Below are 22272 nucleotides of genomic sequence, written 5' to 3'. Positions count from 1 at the left end.
CCACCCAAACCCTCCCTGCTAGGGAGGGCCCCAAAGGGCTTGTGCCCTCTGGACTCCTCACAAAGACGCAGCTTTGACCGCTTGGGAACGTGCGCCCGCACTTGCCGCGACTGCGCGGCAAAGCTAATTGTTCGCTGTATCTAGGTACGATCAGTCGTCCGCACACCTCATTCGTACGTGCCCACCTGTCTCCGCCCATTAATGGTACTAAGATGAGAGGATTCTACGGGACTTTGCCCCTATGTACCCCGTTGATTTCTTTCAGTTGAGGATTCCAAGGGCTGCTCGGAGGTTCAAGCCCCCGCGGCGAGACAACAATTGAGTAAGTGGCAACCTGCTGGGAGCAGCGTGCCCCGTTAGGGCACAACTTTTGTTCGATGCTTATGAGTTGCTTAAGTGAGTTGCTCCGTGCTGGGGCTTTTATTTAAGTTATTGACCGACCTACTCCGCCTCCATTGCATTTCGTGCAAATGGGGATGGCTTATTGCAGCCATCCTGAACGGTCACGTTGTATTTCGTGCAATAGGAAGCGGATGTTTTAATGGGATCTCCCCTCTAACAGGCTTTCACCAGCTGTTTCTGTTGTACGAATTACAATCAAACTACTGTATAACCCAACCACAACAGCTTTCTGTTGTACGAAGTACAATGGTGGCAATCCGATGAGGAACAACCAACGAATCTCCTTCCTCACAATAGGTACTAGATGAGTACTATTAGATGGAAAGAAGCAATCTAGAGCAGTTGATCATGGATTCCCCCTTACTCCAAAATAAAAAGCCGCCACAAAAGTCATTGTTACGACTTTTGTGGCGGCTTTATTGATCGAGCGTAACGCTTGCTGTAAAGTGCGATGTTGCTGCCTTTAACGGACTACAGAAGCGTTATTAGTCGTTTCTCACAGGTGCCGCACGCTAACGGACCACAGAGGCGCTATCTGCCGATTTTCGAGTTGCAACGATACTTTGGGGCGCCAATAGTGTCAACTGAGTCCGTTAGAACTGAGGAATCAACAATAATCGTATAATAGCGTCGTTTCAGTCCGTTACACTTTCGCCACCGTCCCCCCTTCGCATCATAGGTTCCGACAACCAATAACCAGCCCACCTCACTCACCTCATCCTACAATCCGCTGTAATCGATCTCCTCCATCAGCTTATCGGTTATGGGGATGATATTCTCATCCTCGACGCGGAAGTGTTCGGTAATGATCATCAGCACTTGCTGGAGCAGACGGAGCGCCTCTTCCGAAGCCGCTCCATCCGCTGTCGCTTGGAGGTACGATTCATAGAATTGGACGGCGATGCTGCCGTCCTGCTCTAGCACGGCGACGGGCCCGATCGGGCCGCCGCATATGGCCGATCGGGCCAGCGGGAAGATCGTCTGCTGCTCGCAGTAAAGATGCTTCTGCCAATCTTGCATGAACGAGATGAACAGCTCCCTCACTTCGCGATGGTGATCGTCCCAAGCCGAATAATCATAATTGCCTGGATGCCAGCTTACCAGCATGCCCAGCTCCCTTAATCGGATGGAGAGTGCCTGATGCTCCTCTTTCCATTGATCATAAGTGAGGTACAGGTCGAGCAGCGGGGAATACGTTCGCTCCATCACACTTCGTCCTCCTCGAATGCTTCCCTTTATTTCAGATCAATCGTTCCGCCGCCGGCTGCAGCATCCTTGCGATGAATGAGTTTGTTCCAATACTTGCCGATGAGCGGCAGAAGATAAGCGTCAAGTCCGAAACGTCCCGCATTTGCGCCAGCCGTGAAGACAAGGAAACCAATGACCATCAGCCAAGGGTTCGTGCTTACTGTACCCGCCAGCAGGAACAACGTGTTGAGCATCAGACCGAAGAATCCAGCGAACAGCGTAAGGCCGCCAACGATAAGTCCAAGCCCGATCATGAATTCGCCGACCGGGATCATAAAGTTAATGAGCTTCACATTCGGCAGTGCAAAATGTTCAATGAAATACGTGTAATTCGGATACAGCAGCTCACCTGTCGTTTTGTCCGCCATCGGCGTTTCGACCGCTTTCTTCAGGAAGCCTGTCGCATCGAAGCCGCCCGTCATCTTGTGCCAGCCTGGCTCCAGCCATTTCCAACCCAGATAAATTCTCAACAACGTTACAATGGCTGCCGCCCACACATTGGTTTTGTACCATTTCATCGCCATGATCGGTCATCTCCTCTCGATTTAACCAGCGTTTCATTATTTGTGAAAACAATCACATACCTGTCTAAAAAAGTGCCCGTCTGCGGAAACTGCTGCTTCCAACTCGTAGACGGGCGTTCCGACGTATGAAACCGATCCTATTGTACGATCAGTTTGCCCGTCATCTTCGCATGGCCGCCTCCGCACATGATCGAGCAATGGAACTCGAACTCGCCAGCTTGGTCCGCCACGAACGTTACCGTCTCGTTGCCTTTGATCTCTTTATTGTAGCCCGATACTTCGATGCCGTGATTGCCTTGGCTGTTCTTCAGCGTAATGCTTACGGTATCGCCCTTGTTGACTTTAATTTCGGTCTGATCGAATTCGAAGTTCTTCGCGTCGATCGTGATCGCCTTCGTAGCGACCGTTCCTTCAGATGCTGCAGTGGAAGAGGAAGCTTGTGCAGCATCCTTCGTATCTTTGTCGCTGCCCCCGCCGCAGCCAGTCATCATCAATGCAATACTCAGCACGATGCCGAGTGTTCCTAACCATTTCTTCATTGCCCTTTCCTCCTTTGTTTCGGTTACAGGTTCATCATAATCTCTTCCGGCGGTTTATTATGTGATTTCCATCACAGATTCGGGGATTACACAATTTTGACAAAATTCGATCGACTCCCCTACCCGTCAGTGTGATTGATATCACGAAAATAGTGGGAATTCGCATTCCTAAATCAGGTAGTTCCCCGATTACGGACGTTCATCGCTGCCTTAAGATGAAAGTATAAGATGTATAGAAGGGTGCGGATCTATTATGAACAATGCGGCGATTAAACATAAACAACCTATCGTTGAACGGACGGAAAGTCCGCTTCGCATGGATCGCTTCTTTACGAGAGAACAGTTCACACGTCTAGAGGAACTCATGTATCCGCGACGCGCTGAAGCCGGACACTATCTCTTCTGGGAGGGCGAGCCAACCGGCAAGCTCTACTATATCCATTCGGGCAAGGTGAAGCTCCGCAAGTCGACGGAGGAAGGCAAAGATTTTATTTTATCGATATTGCAGGCGGGCGACATTGTGTTCGAACCAGAGGACGGCATGCGGACCGTTCACAGCTTCAGCGCAGAGGTGATGGAAGAAGCGGAGCTTGGCGTCATCCAATGGAGCGATCTGGAGATTCTGCTCTATCGCCATGGCGACCTCGCCGTGCGGTTTCTGAACTGGGTTGGGCTGATGCACCGCGTGACGGATTCGAAATTCCGCGATCTGCTGCTCTTCGGCAAACCTGGCGCACTCGCATCGACGCTCATAAGGCTGACGAATACGTATGGCGCGCCTTGCGCGGACGGCATTCTCATTACGCTGAAGTTGACGAATACCGAGCTTGCCGATTTCATCGGCACAACCCGCGAGAGCGTCAATCGGATGCTCAATGGACTGAAGGACGAAGGGACGATTGATATTCGCAAAGGCCGAATCGTCGTTCTCAATCTGAATGCCCTGCGGCAAATATGCCGTTGCCCGGAATGCCCAGGCTGCCCGAAAGAAGTGTGCCGGATCTAACAGCTATCATGACTATCTAGCACAAAAAGGCTATCCAGCACCGCTGCCGATATCGGTCACGGCATACGCTGGATAGCTTTATTCCATTTACCTTTAGACACAGTGCATGATAAATTAGCGATCAGCGGCTGCCCGGGCTCTGCGCTTCATAGAAGCGGCTGCAAGCATAAGAATACCCGCCAGCATATAAATGACAATCATTGCTCCTGTTCCAATCGGCGCCGTCTCCGCACCAAGGAAATCGAAGTATGGCATTCGATTAAACGGTCCGATATACCATACGATCATGTACAGCACCTCGAATGTTCGGTTCGTTCCCGTCAGCGCCCCGCACGCTAGCGCCATGCTCGGGACGAGCAGCGCTGCCGCAGCGCCGTAAGCCAAGTGGATATAATCCTCCTCTAAAGCAAGGCGAATGAACATGCCGAGAGTCGCCCATAACGACGCTCCGAGCCCTGCCAGCCATACGGCTGACAACTGACGGGCAACGATTCGAGGGCTCGTCTGAATCAAATATTGCGTGTGATGGCGCGCCTCCTTGCTGCCCATTCCCGACCATGCCAGGAGCGGCCAGATCCAAGCCACTGGCCAGATCATATAGGCGATCGATGTCTCAGAGGGCAGCAGCAGACCAAGCACCGAAAGTCCCGTCGCGACTGCGAACCAGATCATCCGCGTTCCTTTCATCATCAATCGCCATTCCGCGAGGACTAATGGTAGAAGTGCATTCCTTATCGGTGCAATCGTTAGCTGAGATGCCCGCAAACTCGGCGTACGGTGAGACAACCCGCCCGAGGTAATCGTTTCGTTATCGGCTTCGTTTCCATACCGTTCTGCAATCTTCGTGCCGCGACTCTTACGGCGCTGCTTGTTGGATCGATAACTCGCTTCCCTACTTCCCCCGTCCTGAAAGCCGCGAAACAACACAGCCGCCAACAGCACAACGACTAGCGCGACCGGGTACGACTTCATCTGCGAGACTATAATCGTGCCGCTCCATGTTATGCCATGCCACACGAACAGCTCAATCGGCTGGTCCGGCTGCAGGAACCCGATACCGTAAGAGCCAGTGAAACCAGGCCGTTGCGCGGCAAGCTCCTGCAGCATATCGGCTGTTGGAACGGATATGCCGATCGCCATTCGGCCAGCTGTCATCACGAACAACAGATACAATGCGAAGTACAGCACATTACCGATACCGCCTTGCAGGAAACGCCTCGTCTCGAATAATACGGCCACTGCTGCCACAACGGCTATAATCGGCAATACGAGGAAGAAGAACGGGGACAATAACGGCCAAAGTTCTATCTGTCGAACCTCGCCGCGAATCCATTGCATGAAGAGGGCGACGATCGCGATGACGGCCACCATCATGGACAGCACTGTGAAGTTGCTGAGCGTTTTGCCGGTCAAATAATGCAGCTTCCGTACCGATGTTGACGCGATGATTTGCCCCACTCGTGTCTTGTCATCTCGCGCAATGCTGTTCTTCACCAAATAAAAGCCGAGCAGCGGCAGGAACATAATCGTCGACATCGCCACAGACGCTCCCACCCAAGCCGAGTTATACACTCCGCGGATCGATTCCCCAAGATGAAGCGTCATGTAGCCGGCTTCCAGCGGTGGAACAAAGAAATATGCAAGGAACACCGTTAGCCCTAAGATGACAAGAAACGAAAACTGTCTAACCCGGTCCAGCAGATCCGCCCTCGCAATATGGTAGATCGTTCGAAAGGTCCTCATCTCCGATCAAGCACCTTCCCTTGCTGCCTTGACGTACAGATAAGCATCCTCAAGACTTGGCGCAAGCTCTGTCGCTCGCGGATGCGGGCATACATCGGAAACGACGCGAAGCTGTAGCCCTTCCTCACGACGGACAGTGCCGCTGATCGTCCAATTGGCGCGGGCCTCCTGAAGCTGCTGGTCAGGAATGACAACCGACCATACTTTCCCCTGCGCGCGGCGCAAAATAACAGCCGGATCTGCATTGACGAGCAGCTCGCCTCGTGACAGCACAGCAATCCGATCAGCGGTCGCTTCAATATCCGATACGATATGCGTAGAGAATATAACGATCCGCTCCCCCGACAGATCAGTCAGCAGACTCCGAAACCGCATCCGTTCCTCGGGATCAAGCCCAACCGTTGGCTCATCAATAATAAGCAGCCGCGGATCATTAAGCAGCGCCTGTGCGATTCCGAGACGCTGACGCATGCCGCCCGAATAGGTGCCAACGGGACTCTTCCATACTTGATGAAGATTAAGCAGCTCCAGCAGCTCCATAATCCGTGCCCGAACCTTATGCCCGCCTAACCCCTTCAACGCTGCTGCATATTCCAGAAACTCCACAGCATTCAAGTTCGGATATACCCCGAAGTCCTGCGGCAAATAGCCGAGCACCCGTCGCAATTCGTCGGGCTTCCTACGAATATCCACCCCATCCCAGCGCACCGTTCCTTCGGTCGGCTGCGAGATCGTCGCCAGAATGCGCATCAATGACGACTTCCCCGCTCCGTTCGGTCCAAGAAGGCCGATGATGCCTGTTGTAACTTGTAGATTGATAGCCTTGAGCGCCCATTTCTCCCGTGCGTACTGTTTGCTAACCTGATTGATTTCCAGCATTGTTTACTTCCTCCTCGACGTCACCATTCCATTCATAGGTTCATTGTAGTCAATGGAAGTAAACACCAGGTTAACGGCACCCTACATCGCGCTTAACAATGATGCGGCAGCGTGATCGTTATGGAGGTGCCTTCGGTCAATCTGCTCAAAACGTTGATTGTGCCCCCATGAGCTTCTATGATTTGCTTCGCAATCGCCATACCAAGTCCGGTTCCATCCGAATGCCGTTCAGTCGTCGTTCCGCGATAATATTTGTTAAACAGCTGATCCAGATCGGTTTGATCCATCCCTGCACCGTTATCTGTAATTACGATCCGGAATGAAGCTTCTTCCAAACGAAGCGTAGTGTGAACCTGTGTGCCTATTGGGTTATGGACAACAGCGTTCATTATTAAGTTGAGTAGTGCGCGCTGCAGCAGCTTGCGATCTACGCGAACGGGCAGTGATTCCGAATCGCTATCGAAAGCAAGCGTATGAGCCGCTGCACGCGGGTCGTTCGAAACGTCCGCTACGATGCGGCGGACGAATTCAACCGCATCCACAGCATCCTCATGAATCGGGAACGACGACTGTCCCTCTAACCGGAACGATAAATTCAAGTCGCCGATCAGCTCCTCCATGTGAACCGCTTTCTGCTGAATCTCGGTCATGAAACGAACCTGCTCCTCTTGGGTCCATTCATATTGAGGAGACAGCAGCATCGTGGAGTATCCCTTCAAATAGGTAAGCGGCGTTTTCAAATCGTGAGAGATGCCCGCGATCCATTCCTTCTGCATCGTATCGAGCCGCTGACGTTCCAGTCTGCTTGATTCAAGCGCATCCGACAACGAGTGAAGCTGCAGCACGAGCTCCTTAAACAGCCGAAAGGGAAGCTTCAGCTTATGCCTGCGCCTCGAATACAGCTTGCGATACGCAGCAGGTTCATCATAAATGCCGTTTGATAGACGGTTAATGGATTTAATAACATAGAAGATTGGTAGCCCCATGAACCAGCCGAATGCCACGACGAACAGCACAATCGTGCTCGCCGTGCAAATCAGTACAATCATGTCCTGCGTATCGCCATCCTGCGGATAAAGCAGTTCGATAACAACGGCTAATTGAGCGGAAATAAACAGTGCGAGCAACAAAATGCCGACACCTAAGGCACCTGCGAGTCGGAGAAGCAGCTTTAGGTTAGACATCGGGGTCAACATCTTTCTTCGGGGGAATAAACTTATAGCCAATGCCGCGGATATTCACGATAATGCGTGGATCTGACGGGTCCATCTCGATTCGGCGACGCAATCTTGAAATATGAATGACGACTGTCTTCTCATCCCCCATCAGCGCCGTTCCCCATACCTGATCGTACAGCTGGAGTGCCGTGAATACTTGATTCGGATGCTCGCACAGATACGTCAGCAGCTCGAATTCCTTCGCCGGACACGCAACCTCTATCCCATCAACAAGAAGCTGCGCAGCTCCCTTGTTCAACGACAATCTGCCGTACTGCAGCAGCTCCGTCTTCGAAGTTGACGCTTGGCTGTACAGATGATGCCGCCTCAACTGTGCCTTCACGCGAGCCACGAGCTCGAGTGGATTGAACGGCTTTGTGATATAGTCATCACCGCCGAAGCCAAGCCCCATCACCTTATCCAGATCACCCGATCGCGCCGACACGAACAGGATGGGGACTTTCGTCAACTGCCGCAGCTGCTGACACAGCTCGAATCCGTTCCTATCAGGCAGCATCACATCGAGCACGATGAGCTCGAACGACATCGTTTGTGCGAGACGCAGTGCCTTCCCGGCCGTAGTGGCCGTCGTTATTCGCTGATAACCTTCCTTACGGAGCAGCGTCTCTACCATGACCAGTAGCCCCTGCTCGTCATCCACCAACAAAATCCGATCATCCATCGTTTCTATCACCTGCTAATCTATGAATGGTTTACGAGTCTACCGCTTGGTACACACCTCCCAAAAATGTAAACGAAGTTCCATCATCTGTAAACAACGAATACATGCCTTGCAATGTAAAAAAGCCAGCCGCCCATTCACTCTGGCAGCTGGCTGAACTAGGCGAAGCGTTAGTTAAACAACGACGAAGCCAACACCACCGCCGCCAGGAAAATGAGCTGCAGCAGCGTTCGGACCGGCAGCGATGGAACGGCCCGCCCGCCAAGCGTCAGCTTATGGCGCGCTGCGTATACATTGGCTGGGAACATCGCGATGAACAGCAGAACGAGCCCAATCGCGGCATAAAGCGAGAGCGCAGGAATCATGATGCCGATCGCTCCTGCAATTTCGAGATAGCCGGTTATCGTAACGATTCGACCAGGCTTCGGAAAGGATGGCGGAACCATCCGAACAAGATCCTTGCGCTTCGCGCCCCAATGAGCGGAGGCTGTTAGCAGCAGCATGAAGGCGACCGCCGCCTGGAGCGAGGTATGCCATTCATCGAAGTAGGAGCCTCCCGCAAGCCCAATCAAACGAAACACCGCCCACGACACGATCAACGCAATTAACGGAATCATTGCGATCCCCTCCCTATCGCTGATGCTTCCATCATACACAGCGATAGGAGCGGAGAATGTCGGTTTGAAGGAGCGAGCAGCATTTTAACAATGTACCGCACCCTCCCCGATTTTCAGCTATTTGGCCGAACGCGCACGGAACATCAAGAACACCAGATAAGGCGCGCCGATGAGCGCTACCATAATGCCTGACGGAATTTCACGCGGCGATAAAACCATGCGGCCAGCCCAATCTCCTGCTACAAGAAGTATCGCACCAATCAGACAGGACAGCAGCAGCACACGTCGGTGATTCGACCCGATGAGCATTCGCGCTGCATGCGGGGCCAGCAGACCGATGAAGCCCACCGCGCCAACAGCCGCAACAGCTGTAGATGCGAGCAACACCGACAACAAAGCGACAAGCAGTCTCGTTCTTCGCACGGACATGCCCAGCCCGGTCGAGCTCTCATCGTTGAACGTGAGCAGATCGACGCGGCGGCCGAGCCACCAAGCAATCGGGAGCAAAATAATAACGAACGGCAGCACGCGCCAGAAATCCGGCCATCCGCGTGCATACGTGCTGCCCGCCAGCCAAGCGAGCGCAGGCGCCAGCGTCAGCTTCGCATAAACGACAAAGATGTTGATCAGTGCGCTGCCTGAAGCAGCCACGGCAATCCCGACCAGCGTCAAGACGGTCGGATTAAGTCCTCTGCGCCACGCAGCCGAATAGACGATGACGGCTGCGGCAATTCCGCCTATGAACGCTCCGACGGGAACCCAGCCCACAGGCAGATGAGGGAATGCGACCAAGAGCAGCATCGCGCCTACCCCTGCCCCGCTAGATACCCCAACGATCTGCGGATCGGCGAGCGGATTGCGTACCGCGCTCTGCATCAGACTGCCGCTTGCCGCAAGCGCAACGCCAACGACCGCTGCGGTCAACAGTCGAGGCAGCCGCAGATCGAGCACGATCTTTTCATGCAGCGCTGTACCATTTCCGAGCAAAGTCGTGATCACTTCGCTAACAGACAGCCGCAGCGTACCGCTCATCAAAGCTGCAATGCAGATGGCTAGGAGCGCTGCGGTACAAACAATGACAAGCGGCACATAAGGCAGCCGTCTGCCAAGCGTACCTACATGCATCGAAGTTCGGCCCTCTATTGACCCGCCGGTAGAATGCTTCGATGCCTTAAGCGCCAGCCAAATAATCCAAGGCGCACCGATGAATGCGGTCACCGCGCCAGCGGGGAGTTCGCCGACTGCGCTGGCTGCGAAGCCGCGGGCGATCGTATCCGCGCCGACGAGAATCGCAGCCCCCCAGACGGCGCTGACTGGCAGCAGCCAGATGTGTAGTCTCATGCCGGACAGCTTCACGATATGCGGGGCCAGCAGCCCGATAAACCCGATCGGCCCAACGATGCTGACGCTAACGCAGGCAAGCACGATGCCCGCTCCCATCGCATACATGCGGATGGCCGATGAATTTTGTCCCAGCGATTGCGCGCTCTCATCGCCGAATGCCAGCAGATCAAGATGACGAACCGCGAATAATACAGCGACGAGACCTACCGCAATCCACGGCCAAGCGAAGTTGACGCCGCTCCAATCGTTCTGGTTCAAGGAGCCGGAGCCCCAGAGGAACAACCCTTGCGTATCCTGCTCGAACAACATCATCAACGCGCTTGTAATCGACGAGAGGACAAGCGTTACAATCATACCGGAAAGCGCAATGCGAACCGGCGTCCCTCGCCGTCCCCCGCCCATTCCGAATACGGCCAGAGCAGCGACAACCCCGCCGATAATCGCGAAGAAGAACGCGTATTGATGCAGCAGTCCCGGCCAGAAAATCGTACCGACGACAACGATGAGAAACGCTCCCGCGTTAATGCCGAGCGTCGTCTCCGACGCCAGCGGATTACGCGTCACCGATTGCATAAGCGCTCCCGCAACGGCCAATGCGGCGCCAGATAGCAGCCCCATGACCGTTCGCGGAAGACGAACACCGTTAATGAACCGATGCTCCGGGATGTCCTGCGGCGAGAACAACGCTGCCATAACGGTTGACGGCGACAGCTTCGACATCCCTTGCGTAAGGCTGATAAAGGACAAGACGACGAGCAGCGCAACCCCTCCAACAAGCATAACGAACGGCATCCAGCCCCTCGCGCGTGACGCGCGACGGGCTGGATGATGATTCGAAGGGGAAGGACGGAACTCCTGAACCTTCGCTATACGCATTATTGGCCGGTCATCGCTTTCACGGCACGTTCAGCGATGATCTTCGCCGAGTACGGTCCGCCATATGGCCAAGCGTCGCCGCCCAGCGCGAACAACCGATTTTCTTTCACGAAATTCAGACCCGTCCATACGGCGTTCTTGCCGAGCATATCGCCTACTTCTGTTTCACGCGTGATGTTGATATAGTCTGCATCCTGAACAGGTTGCAGCGCCTCAACGCCGGATGTCGAGAAGCCATAAACCTCGAACTGTGCCGACTGATAACCATTCTTCAGACCAAGCTGCTCCAATACTTTGGAAGCAAGACCGTTGCTCGTCGAGAGACGGAACGTTACCGCGTTCTGATCCACCCAAGGCATCGACAACACGAATGTACGGCCTTCCTTGCCTGCTGCTGCCAGCTTCGACTTCGCATCGTCGTACGACTTCTGCAGATCCGCAAGAACGGCTTCCGCCTCTGCCGACTTGCCTGCTACGTCTGCGATCGTCTTGAACGTGTCCACCATCTCTTGATATTGGTCGCCTTGACCTTCAGGCGGATATGGATCGAAGATCAGCGTCGGAGCAATCGAATTGAGCTGGTCGTATGTAGCTTCATGGCGGAACTTCACGCCGATGATCAGATCCGGTTCAAGCGCTGCGATCGTCTCCAGGTTCGGCTCTTGGCGCGTGCCTACGTCTTGTACGTCAGCGGACAGCTCGATTGGAAGCGCCACATTTTTCTTCATATTCTCGATATCCGCAACACCGGCAGGCTGGATGCCAAGCGCCAGCAGGTCTTCTGCGTACGTCCATTCCAGAACGACGATTTTGCTAGGCACGCCTGTAATCGGCAGTTCCCCGAGCGCATGCTTAATGTTACGAGTTTCCGTTGTATTGGACTCGGCTGCCGAAGCATCCGTTTTCTCCGAATCAGTAGAAGCCGTTGTTTCCGAAGTTGCTGCTGTCGTCTCGGAAGCGGACGATTCCTTGCTGTCGCTGCCGCACGCGGAGGCGATGACCAGAAGGACTGACATAAGGATGAAGAGCGAGGCCTTTCTCACAGTAGACACAAGTAGTTCCTCCTAAAATATAAAATCGATATCGCTTAACGAACGTTATCAGTGATAATCGTTCTCAACGTATCACTTCGATAATGATAATCTCTCTCACTATTGTTGTCAACAATATTGCATTGAATTTATCCATAAATTGTGTTCCTTCTACTAAATGGCCGCAATCTAGCAGAATACGACAATTTTCGATATAATCATCGTATGACTTGGTATTAATTTGAAGTATCCTCAATTTATTTACGAGTACAAACCTCTGTTCATCCCTCATATCCTATCTATATAGAGGTAATGGACGACTTTCTCGCCAGGCACAATCAGCAACGTTTACGTAAGCTGTTCCACAATAAGTCACTATGCGGAGGTAAGTATGGATCGTACATTCTCAATCTCGCAATACCCGGATGTGAAAGCCGTCACCAGCCAGCTGGACCGACTGATTAAGCTCCCGATTTATTCCGTCAAACCGGATGTATTGAAGCGCTATGAACAAGAGTATTTTGCAGTCAAATGTGCAAAGTCCAAAGAAATGATCGATGAAGCGGTCAACATCATTCCCGGCGGCGTTCAGCATAATCTGGCCTTCAACCATCCGTTCCCTCTCGTATTCACCAAAGCTGAAGGCGCTTACTTATACGATATTGACGGTAATCGCTATTACGATTTTCTGCAGGCAGGCGGCCCTACCGTACTCGGCAGCAACCCGGTCGAAGTTCGCGAGAAAGTCATTGAACTGCTGAACGATTGCGGCCCATCGACAGGCTTGTTCCATGAGTACGAATATAAGCTTGGCCGCAAAATCGCAGACAGCATCGAGTCCGTCGACATGTTCCGCATGCTCGGCTCAGGGACAGAGGCGTGCATGGCAGCGATTCGCGTCGCGAGGCTCGCAACGAAGCATAAGAACATCGTTAAGATGGGCGGCGCCTATCACGGCTGGAGCGACCAGCTCGCATACGGGATCCGCATTCCAGGCTCGAAGTGGACGCAGGCACACGGCGTGCCTCGGTATGTATTCAAGCATACGCAGGAGTTTTTCCCGAACGATCTGAACGACCTGGAGCGCAAGCTTCGCTTCAATAAACTGCGCGGCGGCACGGCTGCCGTCATGATCGAGCCTGTCGGACCGGAGAGCGGCACAAGACTGGTCGATTACGAGTTCAATAAAGGGGTCGAGCAGCTCTGCCGGAAGTACGGGGCATTGCTTATTTTCGACGAGGTCGTGACTGCATTCCGCATCGGAATGTCCGGCGCACAAGGCTATTACGGCGTCTCCCCTGACCTGACCGTATTCGGCAAAGTCGTAGCTGGCGGCTATCCGTCGGCTGGCGGGCTCGGAGGCAAGCTGGAATATATGAAATATCTCGGAGCCGGCATCGGGGGCGGCGGTAAGAAAGCGATGGTCGGCGGCACAATGGCAGCTAATCCGCTCAGCTGCGTAGCCGGCTACTATACGCTCTGCGAGATTGAGCGTACAGGCGCGATCCAGAGATCCGGACAAATGGCCGATCGGCTAGTTGCCGGATTGCAGCAGCTTATTGCGAAGTACAACCTGCCCTTCGTCGCATTCAACCAAGGATCGATCTGCCACCTGGAGACGGTTGGCACGATGCATTTCGCCATCGATTGGATGAAGCCTTGGCAAATTCCGAATGTGCTGAAGGAGACGTCCAAGCGGAAGAAAGAGATGGAGCATATGGGCGCGGCTTATATGGCTGAAGGAATCGTCACGCTGGCGGGCAGCCGGATGTACACGAGCGGTGCGTATACGAGTGAAATGATCGACGACGCGCTTATTCGGTTCGATCGCGTATTCGCCAATGTGGCAGAATTGCAGGAACGCTCATGAGCAGCCGCAGCTTCAACATTAAGGAAGCCAAGAAGCGCGTCATCGCAGCGGGCATCCGGCTTGTCGAGACCGGACTGATCGCCCGCACATGGGGCAACGTGAGCCATCGGATCAGCGCAGAGCAATTCGTCATTACACCAAGCGGACGGGATTATCGCTCGCTGACGCCTGACGATATCGTGACGGTTCAGATTGCAGACGGCACTTACACTGGCAGCATCAAGCCCTCCTCGGAGCGCGGGGTGCATGCCGCCGTCTATCGGCAGTTCCCGAACGTTAACTTCGTTATTCATACGCATCAAACAGAGGCATCGGTTATTAGTGCAAGCGGTCTCGATTCCGTCGTCATCCCGGATGGTCCCCTTGCAGGCGAAGTACTGTGCGGCGCCTATGCGCTGCCTAGCACGAAGAAGCTGGCTCATCATGTAGCAGCCTCGCTCTCCAACACGACCAATCGAGCTATTATTATGAAAAATCATGGCGCAGTCTGCTACGGCGCCGATGATGAAGAAGCGTTCAACGTTGCCCTTGCGCTCGAGAGCGCCTGCCAGCGCTTCGTTGGCGATGTCTACCGCAGCATAAGCGGCGATACGCACGCCGAACCTGCAGCCATCAGCCAATTCGTACTCGAAGGCGATTATGTACGTGCCGCTGGAGCTCGTGAAGACGGGCCTTTCTACAACAGCCGCCGCACCGAAGAGGGATGCGTGCTGATGTCAGCTTCGACGCACGAGGAAGTCGTTGTGAAATTCGGTGAACGAAGCGTTAAAGCGCCGGAGGAAGCGCTGCTTCATGAGGCGATCTATAAGAAGCATAAACACGTTAAGCATGTGACATGGAATCGCAGCCCAGAAGTCGCAGCATTCTCGCGAACGAATCTGAAGCTGAAGCCGCTGCTGGACGATTTTGCCCAATTGATTGGTACTTCGGCTCGTGTATCCGAGGCCGATCCTCGTGCTGTCGCATCCGCACTAGGGCGTTCTTCTGCCGTCTTCGTTCGCGGCTTAGGTGCGCTGTGCTGCGGCGGTTCCGAGGACGATGCAGCAGCGATCAGCATGGTGCTGGACAAAAACTGCAAAGCGCATATCGGTGCAGGTCTTCTCGGTACTGTGAAGCCGATTCACTATTGGGAAAGTCTGCTCATGCGCTTCGTCTATCTGAATCAATATTCCAAGCAAGCCTCTAAGCCTTCCCGATGAAAGGTGGCGTTATGTATTCACCGATATCCGTTCTACCGATGGATCATTCTGCTTGCAATGGTGCCTATCATTATTGCGACCGAGACGATGTGGCTGTCGCTCGCTCCCATCGCCTCGCAAGCTGAGGACTATTATGGCGTCAGCAGTCTAGCCATTACGTGGTGTTCGCTGAGCTATATGCTGATGTTCATCCTATTCTCGCTTCCCGCTTCATGGGTCATTGACCGCTGGGGCTACCGAGCATCGCTCATTATCGGCGCCGTCATCACCGCGGTGTTCGGACTGCTCCGCGCTGTGTTCGCAGAGCATTGGACACTTGTGCTTATTATGCAGTTCATCATTGCAATCGGTCAGCCGTTCCTGCTTAATATTACGACCAAGGCCGCAGCCAATTGGTTCCCGCTGTCCGAGCGGTCCACCGCCGCCGGCATTCTTACGATGGCCCAATATATCGGGTTCGTCTTGCCGATGGTTGTCGCGCCTATCGTGGCAGAGAATGCCGGCATTCCTGACATGATGATGGTATTCGCAATCATTGCCATCGTTTCGGCTGTCATTGCCATTGTCTTCACCAAAGAAAAGCCTCATACCCCCATCTCGGATGAAACGCCAGTTCGGGAGGCTGTAAAGCTTGAATCACTCAAATCGCTTGCGGTTAATCGCAGCTATTCGCTTATTCTGTTCATCAGCTTCATCTCGATCGGCATTTTCAACACGCTGCTGACCTTGATCGAGACCATTCTCGGTCCACGCGGTCTGACGTCGGAAGAATCGGGCATCGTGGGCGCGGTATTCATCGTGGCCGGTATTATCGGCGCCGTTGTACTGCCGCTCTTGTCCGACAAATACCGAATTCGCGTACCTTTCTTCACAGGAGCGATTGCAATCCTACTTCCCGCACTGATTGGTTTAACTTATGTGAAGGATGTGGCTTGGGTCGCGATTATCGCTGGCATTGCAGGCTTCGCCATCATGGGTGTCGCGCCGATTCTATTCCAGCACGGCTCCGAAGCCGCTTATCCGATTCCGGAAGGCACTTCGCTCGGCATGATTCTGCTCATGGGCCAAGTATCAGGCGCAGTATTCGTCTATCTGTTCGAACTGCTCAATGATTCTACGGGGTCGATCGTTCCGCCGATGCTCATCTTCGCCGGAATGACCGCTATCCTGCTGCCGCTTACGTTCCGTATGAGGGTCGGCACAGGGCAGGCATCCGCTAACGCTTCGAACTCTACTCCGCTCGGTCCCGGCTCGAGCCGATGAAGGCAGGTGCATTCGATCCAGTATGAGTCAATATGTCATGACGTACGACGTCGGAACTTCCGGCGTCAAAACTTGCATCTATGCGATCGACGAGACCATTACGCTTATGGCCAGCACAATGGAAGGCTATTCGCTGACAATCCTCGATGGCGGCGGCGCTGAGCAGGAGCCAATGGATTGGTGGCACGCGATGTGCCGCACGACGAGGAAGCTGCTGCAATCGCACGACATCGCAGCAGCGCAGATTACGGGCATTTCCTTTTGCGCGCAGATGCAAGGGCTGGTGCTTGTCGATCAGGAAGGCCGCCCGCTTCGCCGGGCAATGAGCTATATGGACAGCCGTGCGGTGCGCGAGCATCGCGAAGGTCTCGTCCACGGCGTACGCGTCAGCGGAATGAACGTCCGCAAGCTCCTGCAATCGCTCGCCATTACGCGGGCCGTTCCCGCCAGTGTCAAAGATCCGGTATGGAAGTACAAATGGGTACAACGCAACGAGCCTGCCGTATTCGAACGCGTTCATAAGTGGCTCGATGTGAAAGAATTTCTGATCCACCGCTGCACAGGCCAGTTCGTCATGACGGAAGACAGCGCATATGCAACGCTGTTGTATGATCCGCGTGCGGGACGCAAGCAGTTCAGCGCTCGACTGTGTAAGCTGTTCGGCGTGAACGTCGGGCATATGCCCAAGGTAGTGCCATCTACGGCGCAGGTTGGGAAGCTGTCGCAGGAAGCCGCAGATGAGCTGGGCCTTCGTGAAGGAACATCGGTGTTCGGCGGAGGCGGTGATGCGGCGCTGATCGGAGTCGGTGCCGGTGCTGTTGCCCAGGGCGATACGCATATTTATCTCGGCACATCCGGTTGGGTGTCGACGGTCGTCGGGAAACAGAAGCTCGATGCGAAGCATATGATTGCCTCTATCGTCGGTGCCAACATGACAGGTTATCACTATTTCAGCGAATTGGAGACGGCTGGCAAATGTCTCGAATGGGTGAAGAATCATCTCGCGCTCGATGAGATCGGGATTTACCTCGAGAAGAAACAAATCTCTGATTCCGAGGAGTCCATTCATCGGAGTCTGTACGATTATATGATGCATGCGATCAAAGACGTGCCCGCCGGAAGCAACGGCGTCATGTTCGCTCCTTGGCTGCATGGCAACCGTTCACCGTTCGAAGATGCGAATGCGCGCGGAATGTTCTTCAACATCGGCATCGATACAGGCAAGACCGAGCTCATCCACGCCGTACTGGAAGGGATCTGCTACCATCTTCGCTGGCAGCTGGAGGCGCAGGATTTGAAGGTCAGGACATCGTCGGCCATTCGGCTGGTAGGCGGGGGAGCGCTTGCCCCGCTAACATGTCAGATGCTGGCCGATGTGCTTGGGCGTAAGATCGAGACGGTCGACAGTCCGCAAAATGCTGGCGCTGTCGGCGCCGCTATCGTCGCCGCCGTCGGACTAGGCCGCATCGCAAGCTTAGACGGTGCGAAGCAGCTGATTAAGGTAAAGGCGTGTTATACGCCGAACGCCGCCAACAAAGCCGTGTATGACCGCTATTTCACCGTGTTCAAGACGTTGTACCAGAATAACAAGAAGGCATTCGGCTTGCTGAATGCTCAGCGGAACGAATGATTGGTCAATACAGCAGTAATGACAATCCTTGCTTCCAAGAAGGCCGGTTATAGAAAGAAACGAATCCAGAGAGCAGACAATCTGCTCTCTTTTTTGCGTTGTTTCGTTCGCAACTAACATTAATGAACAAAAAAATCGAACTTTATGTAATATTACATGACATAATCAACACTTTTAATATATAATACCAATAATATCGATTTTATGTTAGGTTTTATGACATAACTAGACAGACGGAATGTTGAGGAGTGGTTGAAATGTTCGGATGGCTTGGATTCACCAAAGGACTTCCACTATGGCGCTCTTATCGCTTGAACGAAAGCCTGAAGTCGGATGTCGAAGAAATCTTCGAGGGCATCGCCGAAACGAGAATGAATGTGCTCCATTCCTGGGCGGGCGATTATTGGCGTCATCTGGAGCGTCTTCGCGACCAGTTGCTGTCAACAGCTGATGTTGCAGCCCTTATGAGCAGCCCTGAACACAGTGAATTGGAACGCACGTTCACCGAGACGTACAGTCGAGGGACTGATTTTACAGAATTGTTCCTGCTGAATAACGCGGGGAATGTGATCTATTCTACGTATGCCGAACATATGGGTTCAACGTATACAAGTGGACAAGCTTTCGAGGCTGGAGTCGCTTACGCAGCAGAGCCGGCGCAAGGCCGCCCCTGCTTGTTCGGTCCTTACGCAGACCCGATGACGCTGCGTATTGGCTCTAGGTCCTCGACCTTCCATGATGCGATGACAATCATGTTCATCCTGCCGATCAGCAGCGGCGACCGTATGCTCGGCGCGATCTGCGGACGAGTGCCCAACGATGTTCTCGGAGATCTCATCCAGCGGGAATCCGGACACATCTATCCTGACTCAGGCGACAACTATATCTTCATGGCGAAGCCTGGGTTGAACAAGCATGTGCAGCCAGGAACGGCACTGTCCCGCAGCCGATTCGAGGACCGCACCTTTACGCATGGCGAGAATCTAAAGGACGGCATCACGACGGATTGGGGCATCGTCTCTGTCAATGAGCATACCGAGCTCGAGCTTATGTTCACCGATCCGGCCACTGGCATGCTGCATCCCGGTGTCGCGAGCACGATCCGCAATGGAAGCAATCTGTTCGTCGAATTCCCAGGTTATTCGGATTATCGGCACATCCCGGTTATCGGCAAAGGGGTCACGTTCCAGCTTCCGCATTGTCCAGACCTATGGGGGATGATGTGCGAAGGCGACCTGGAAGAAGTGTATCGGCAGCGCAGCATCGGCTGGCGCCAAATCAAGCTCGGCGCTGGAGCGGTTACACTGTCTGCTCTTGCAGCGGGAGCGCTGATCTGGTTCATCGCAACAGCAGCTCCGCTCTGGCTCATTGCGGTATCAGCCGGATTGTCTCATTTGATCTTCGGACTGCTGTCGATCGCCTTCGTACATAAGAGAGCAAGCGTGAGAGTCGTCGAGCGGCTGCAAGCGATCAATCGGTTTATCCGCATCAATGCGGAAGGCGAAGGCGATTTGACCCAACGGCTTAAACCTAATGATTTTGAGAACGATGAAACAAGAGAATTGGCCAAATGGATTAATAACATGATCGACTCGCTGGAGAACATTATGCTGCGCGTCAAACACGCGTCAGACGATGTTCAAGCAAGTCAACAAACGATGCTTCGTTCAACCGCTGTTACTGCCGAATCAACCGAACGGGTGAATCAGAACATGCATGTCATGCTGCGAAGCATCCGCAGGCAGTTGAAGGATATTGATGTGGCGAAAGACGTAGCCGGCGAGATGCGTGAGCAGCTCCGCTCGATCGAGCAGGAAGCGGATCGGCAGATCGCTACCGCCCAAGGCGAAGTGGAACGGATCGGCGATAAGATGCAGCATATTTCCGCCAAAGTGCAGCAATCGAACGAGACGATTCGTACGTTCATCCATACTGCCGAGCAAATCCGCACCGTCTTGCATACGATCGAAGAAATTTCTGCGCAGACGCATCTGCTCGCGCTGAACGCCTCCATCGAAGCCGCTCGCGTTGGCGAGCACGGACGCGGGTTCGCCGTAGTCGCTTCTGAAATTCGCAAGCTGGCTGATATGACGAATCGATCAACAAATGAAGTTCATGAAATTATTCAACTCATCTATAAAGAAGCACAGCAAGCTTACCAGTCGATGGACGATGGTACGAAGGCGGTCGAAGAAGGCACTCAGCTCGTCGCCGCCGCATCCAGTCTCCTCTCCGCCGCAACCGCAGAAGAAAGCCGCAAAGCGCAGGTTGTCGACGAAGTCGTCGCGCTGATGGAGAAAATCGCAGCGATCAGCATGGAGAACCGCACGCTCTCCACCGACGTCGAGTCCAAGGTGCAGGAGCTGATGAGCGAGATTATGAGCGTCCGCCATACCTCGCAGACCGTCGAAGCCATCACCGTCCTTATGCAGCAGCTCGTCGGTCAATTCAAGCTGACGGAAGCGCGTGTGCGTTAAATAATCGAAAAGGCGATCGATTCCCGGGTTGTTCGGGGGTCGGTCGCCTTTTTGCATGCCAACTTACGCAACATTTGGAACATGGAAGAGGTTACCAAAAGAACAATGCACCCTATCCGCTCTGTGTAAAATATCACTGTAACTCAGTACAATGGCTTGTCATATCGATAACGATGCTGAGTTCCAATCGATTAACGGAGAAAGAGGTGGTTACCGGAACAACACTGCTTGTATCGATCGTCTAGTCAGAACCGCTGTACGATCAATCGTTGGATGAGGGAGGAGTATGAATGACGTTTCTATTCACGTTGAAGCAGCAATCATCTAAGATCTCGAAGTTTGTTGTTGGTTCAGGCGTTTTGCTTCTGCTGCTAGTTTGTTCTCTGCTGCTTGCGGACCGCGCTTGGGCGCACGGTTGGGTCGATGACAGCCGAGCGGATTTATGCATGGATGGCGTGAACGTGAATTGCGGTGCCGTTCAGTACGAGCCATGGAGCGTTGAAGGGCGCGGAGATTTCCCGGAGATCGGGGTGCCGGACGGACAGATCACGGGCGGAGGCAAATACGAGCCGCTGTTTGCTCAGACCTCGACACGCTGGGCCAAAGTCGACATGAGCGGCGGACCGTTCACCTTCCACTGGTCGATCGTCGCGCATCACAGCACCAACCGCTGGGACTACTATATTACGAAGAAAGGCTGGGATCCGAACAAGCCGATTACGCGTGCGGATCTGGAGCTATTCTGCCGTTATGAAGACAACAGCGCCATTCCGCCGGACGATGTCTATCATGACTGCGTCATCCCGAACGATCGCGAAGGTTATCATGTCATCGTAGGCGTATGGGATATCTTCGATACGATCAATGCCTTCTATCAAGCGATTGACGTCAACTTAACGATCGATCCTTCAGAGCCAACTGCACCTGCTCCTGGCTACGCCGGTGATCCGAACCGGTTCGGCGCAATCCGTGATTGGAGCGTCATCCGACCGTATAATGCGAACGAGCAAGTCGTTTATAACGGGTATATCTGGCAAGCAAGATGGTACAACATTGGCCTAGTACCCGGAGCGAACGATGTGTGGCAGCGGATCGGTCCCGTGACGGGGACTCCAACCGTACCTGGAGAACCCACCAATCTGGCTGCGACGGCAGGCAATGCACAGATATCGCTGTCTTGGGCAGCCAGTTCCGGCGCGACGAGCTATACGGTGAAGCGTGCGGCCGTCTCAGGCGGTCCATACACGAACGTCTCCACCGTTACGACGACCAGCTACGTGGACACGGGCCTGACGAACGGTACAACTTACTACTATGTCGTAAGCGCTGCCAATAACGCTGGCAGCAGCGGAAACTCCGTTCAAGCGAGCGCAACGTCGATCGGCGCGACGACTCAAGCACCTGAAGCGCCAACGGGCATCACGACGATGGGTCATGACTCGCATGTTATGCTCGCATGGTCCGCTTCGACCGGTGCGACAAGCTACACCGTGAAGCGTGCGACTGTCTCGGGCGGTCCGTACGCGAACATCGCGACTGTAACAACGAATTACTATACAGACATGGGTCTGACGAACGGAACCACGTACTATTATGTGGTGAGTGCATCGAACAGCGCAGGCACCAGCGCCAATTCCGCTCAAGTAAGCGAGACGCCGACGAGCGGTGCTGCCGGTATTCTTGACGATGAAAGATGCTTTAATTTGATTGTCCGAAGCATTGGTA

At 53.8% G+C, this 22272-nt stretch carries 17 protein-coding genes; 7 read left to right on the top strand and 10 right to left on the bottom strand.

Going from position 1 to position 22272, the window contains the following annotated elements:
• Window positions 1-1122 precede the first annotated feature (1122 nt).
• From SBI19_RS28280 to SBI19_RS28270, 3 genes are all read right to left on the bottom strand, one after another.
• Window positions 1123-1608: a hemerythrin domain-containing protein gene (locus tag SBI19_RS28280; RefSeq protein WP_317972878.1), complete on the bottom strand. Its 486-nt coding sequence runs from the start codon at window positions 1606-1608 to the stop codon at window positions 1123-1125.
• 29 nt (window positions 1609-1637) lie between these two features.
• Complete coding sequence (locus SBI19_RS28275) at window positions 1638-2174, bottom strand: DoxX family protein (protein WP_317972877.1); 537 nt, start codon at window positions 2172-2174, stop codon at window positions 1638-1640.
• A 137-nt stretch (window positions 2175-2311) separates the two neighbouring features.
• Complete coding sequence (locus SBI19_RS28270; RefSeq protein ID WP_317972876.1) at window positions 2312-2713, bottom strand: cupredoxin domain-containing protein; 402 nt, start codon at window positions 2711-2713, stop codon at window positions 2312-2314.
• 253 nt (window positions 2714-2966) lie between these two features.
• Here SBI19_RS28270 and SBI19_RS28265 point away from each other — a divergent pair, with 253 nt between their 5' ends.
• Entirely contained in the window at window positions 2967-3719 is a 753-nt protein-coding gene (locus SBI19_RS28265) for a Crp/Fnr family transcriptional regulator (RefSeq protein WP_317972875.1), read from the top strand.
• 114 nt (window positions 3720-3833) lie between these two features.
• Here SBI19_RS28265 and SBI19_RS28260 read toward each other — a convergent pair whose 3' ends face one another.
• The 7 genes from SBI19_RS28260 to SBI19_RS28230 form a co-directional block, all read right to left on the bottom strand.
• Window positions 3834-5462 carry an ABC transporter permease gene (locus SBI19_RS28260; protein WP_317972874.1) on the bottom strand — a complete coding sequence of 543 codons (1629 nt, stop codon included), beginning with the start codon at window positions 5460-5462 and terminating at the stop codon, window positions 3834-3836.
• Between the two features lie 6 nt (window positions 5463-5468).
• The gene (locus SBI19_RS28255; protein ID WP_317972873.1) at window positions 5469-6341 is read right to left on the bottom strand and encodes an ABC transporter ATP-binding protein; all 873 of its coding nucleotides are present in this window, start codon (window positions 6339-6341) and stop codon (window positions 5469-5471) included.
• 92 nt (window positions 6342-6433) lie between these two features.
• Entirely contained in the window at window positions 6434-7525 is a 1092-nt protein-coding gene (locus SBI19_RS28250; RefSeq protein WP_317972872.1) for a sensor histidine kinase, read from the bottom strand.
• Window positions 7518-8240, bottom strand: a complete 723-nt coding sequence (locus tag SBI19_RS28245; protein WP_317972871.1) for a response regulator transcription factor — start codon at window positions 8238-8240, stop codon at window positions 7518-7520. Before SBI19_RS28245 ends, SBI19_RS28250 begins: the two co-directional genes overlap by 8 nt.
• Window positions 8241-8410: 170 nt before the next feature.
• Window positions 8411-8857: a DoxX family protein gene (locus SBI19_RS28240; protein ID WP_317972870.1), complete on the bottom strand. Its 447-nt coding sequence runs from the start codon at window positions 8855-8857 to the stop codon at window positions 8411-8413.
• A gap of 117 nt (window positions 8858-8974) precedes the next feature.
• On the bottom strand, window positions 8975-10993 hold the full coding sequence (gene fhuB / locus SBI19_RS28235) for a Fe(3+)-hydroxamate ABC transporter permease FhuB (RefSeq protein WP_317972869.1): 2019 nt from the start codon (window positions 10991-10993) through the stop codon (window positions 8975-8977).
• A gap of 83 nt (window positions 10994-11076) precedes the next feature.
• Complete coding sequence (locus SBI19_RS28230) at window positions 11077-12129, bottom strand: ABC transporter substrate-binding protein (protein ID WP_317972868.1); 1053 nt, start codon at window positions 12127-12129, stop codon at window positions 11077-11079.
• A gap of 370 nt (window positions 12130-12499) precedes the next feature.
• Here SBI19_RS28230 and SBI19_RS28225 point away from each other — a divergent pair, with 370 nt between their 5' ends.
• The 6 genes from SBI19_RS28225 to SBI19_RS28200 form a co-directional block, all read left to right on the top strand.
• Window positions 12500-13978, top strand: coding sequence for an aspartate aminotransferase family protein (locus SBI19_RS28225; RefSeq protein ID WP_317972867.1), 1479 nt, complete (start codon window positions 12500-12502; stop codon window positions 13976-13978).
• The gene (locus SBI19_RS28220; RefSeq protein WP_317972866.1) at window positions 13975-15177 is read left to right on the top strand and encodes a class II aldolase/adducin family protein; all 1203 of its coding nucleotides are present in this window, start codon (window positions 13975-13977) and stop codon (window positions 15175-15177) included. Before SBI19_RS28225 ends, SBI19_RS28220 begins: the two co-directional genes overlap by 4 nt.
• Window positions 15178-15234: 57 nt before the next feature.
• Window positions 15235-16440 carry an MFS transporter gene (locus SBI19_RS28215; RefSeq protein WP_317972865.1) on the top strand — a complete coding sequence of 402 codons (1206 nt, stop codon included), beginning with the start codon at window positions 15235-15237 and terminating at the stop codon, window positions 16438-16440.
• A gap of 22 nt (window positions 16441-16462) precedes the next feature.
• A complete protein-coding gene (locus SBI19_RS28210; RefSeq protein WP_317972864.1) occupies window positions 16463-18070 on the top strand; it encodes a xylulokinase in 1608 nt (535 codons plus the stop codon).
• 257 nt (window positions 18071-18327) lie between these two features.
• Entirely contained in the window at window positions 18328-20547 is a 2220-nt protein-coding gene (locus SBI19_RS28205; RefSeq protein ID WP_317972863.1) for a methyl-accepting chemotaxis protein, read from the top strand.
• A gap of 290 nt (window positions 20548-20837) precedes the next feature.
• On the top strand, window positions 20838-22272 hold a 1435-nt coding region (locus SBI19_RS28200), incomplete at its 3' end, for a lytic polysaccharide monooxygenase (protein ID WP_317972862.1).

It is taken from the genome of Paenibacillus sp. CCS19 (assembly GCF_033239625.1).
Classification (GTDB): Bacteria; Bacillota; Bacilli; order Paenibacillales; family Paenibacillaceae; genus Paenibacillus_T.
Note: the sequence above shows the minus strand (reverse complement) of the source record. Positions and strands in the feature narration are given on the sequence as shown.

Bases quoted from the DNA above. Each gene is read 5' to 3' on its own strand.
- SBI19_RS28275 (WP_317972877.1), bottom strand. From the start codon at position 2,174: ATGGCGATGAAATGGTACAAAACCAATGTGTGGGCGGCAGCCATTGTA.
- SBI19_RS28225 (WP_317972867.1), top strand. From the start codon at position 12,500: ATGGATCGTACATTCTCAATCTCGCAATACCCGGATGTGAAAGCCGTC.
- SBI19_RS28255 (WP_317972873.1), bottom strand. From the start codon at position 6,341: ATGCTGGAAATCAATCAGGTTAGCAAACAGTACGCACGGGAGAAATGG.
- SBI19_RS28260 (WP_317972874.1), bottom strand. From the start codon at position 5,462: ATGAGGACCTTTCGAACGATCTACCATATTGCGAGGGCGGATCTGCTG.
- SBI19_RS28220 (WP_317972866.1), top strand. From the start codon at position 13,975: ATGAGCAGCCGCAGCTTCAACATTAAGGAAGCCAAGAAGCGCGTCATC.
- SBI19_RS28245 (WP_317972871.1), bottom strand. From the start codon at position 8,240: ATGGATGATCGGATTTTGTTGGTGGATGACGAGCAGGGGCTACTGGTC.
- SBI19_RS28250 (WP_317972872.1), bottom strand. From the start codon at position 7,525: ATGTCTAACCTAAAGCTGCTTCTCCGACTCGCAGGTGCCTTAGGTGTC.
- SBI19_RS28205 (WP_317972863.1), top strand. From the start codon at position 18,328: ATGTTCGGATGGCTTGGATTCACCAAAGGACTTCCACTATGGCGCTCT.
- SBI19_RS28265 (WP_317972875.1), top strand. From the start codon at position 2,967: ATGAACAATGCGGCGATTAAACATAAACAACCTATCGTTGAACGGACG.
- SBI19_RS28270 (WP_317972876.1), bottom strand. From the start codon at position 2,713: ATGAAGAAATGGTTAGGAACACTCGGCATCGTGCTGAGTATTGCATTG.
- SBI19_RS28210 (WP_317972864.1), top strand. From the start codon at position 16,463: ATGAGTCAATATGTCATGACGTACGACGTCGGAACTTCCGGCGTCAAA.
- fhuB (WP_317972869.1), bottom strand. From the start codon at position 10,993: ATGCCGTTCGTTATGCTTGTTGGAGGGGTTGCGCTGCTCGTCGTCTTG.
- SBI19_RS28240 (WP_317972870.1), bottom strand. From the start codon at position 8,857: ATGATTCCGTTAATTGCGTTGATCGTGTCGTGGGCGGTGTTTCGTTTG.
- SBI19_RS28280 (WP_317972878.1), bottom strand. From the start codon at position 1,608: ATGGAGCGAACGTATTCCCCGCTGCTCGACCTGTACCTCACTTATGAT.
- SBI19_RS28215 (WP_317972865.1), top strand. From the start codon at position 15,235: ATGGTGCCTATCATTATTGCGACCGAGACGATGTGGCTGTCGCTCGCT.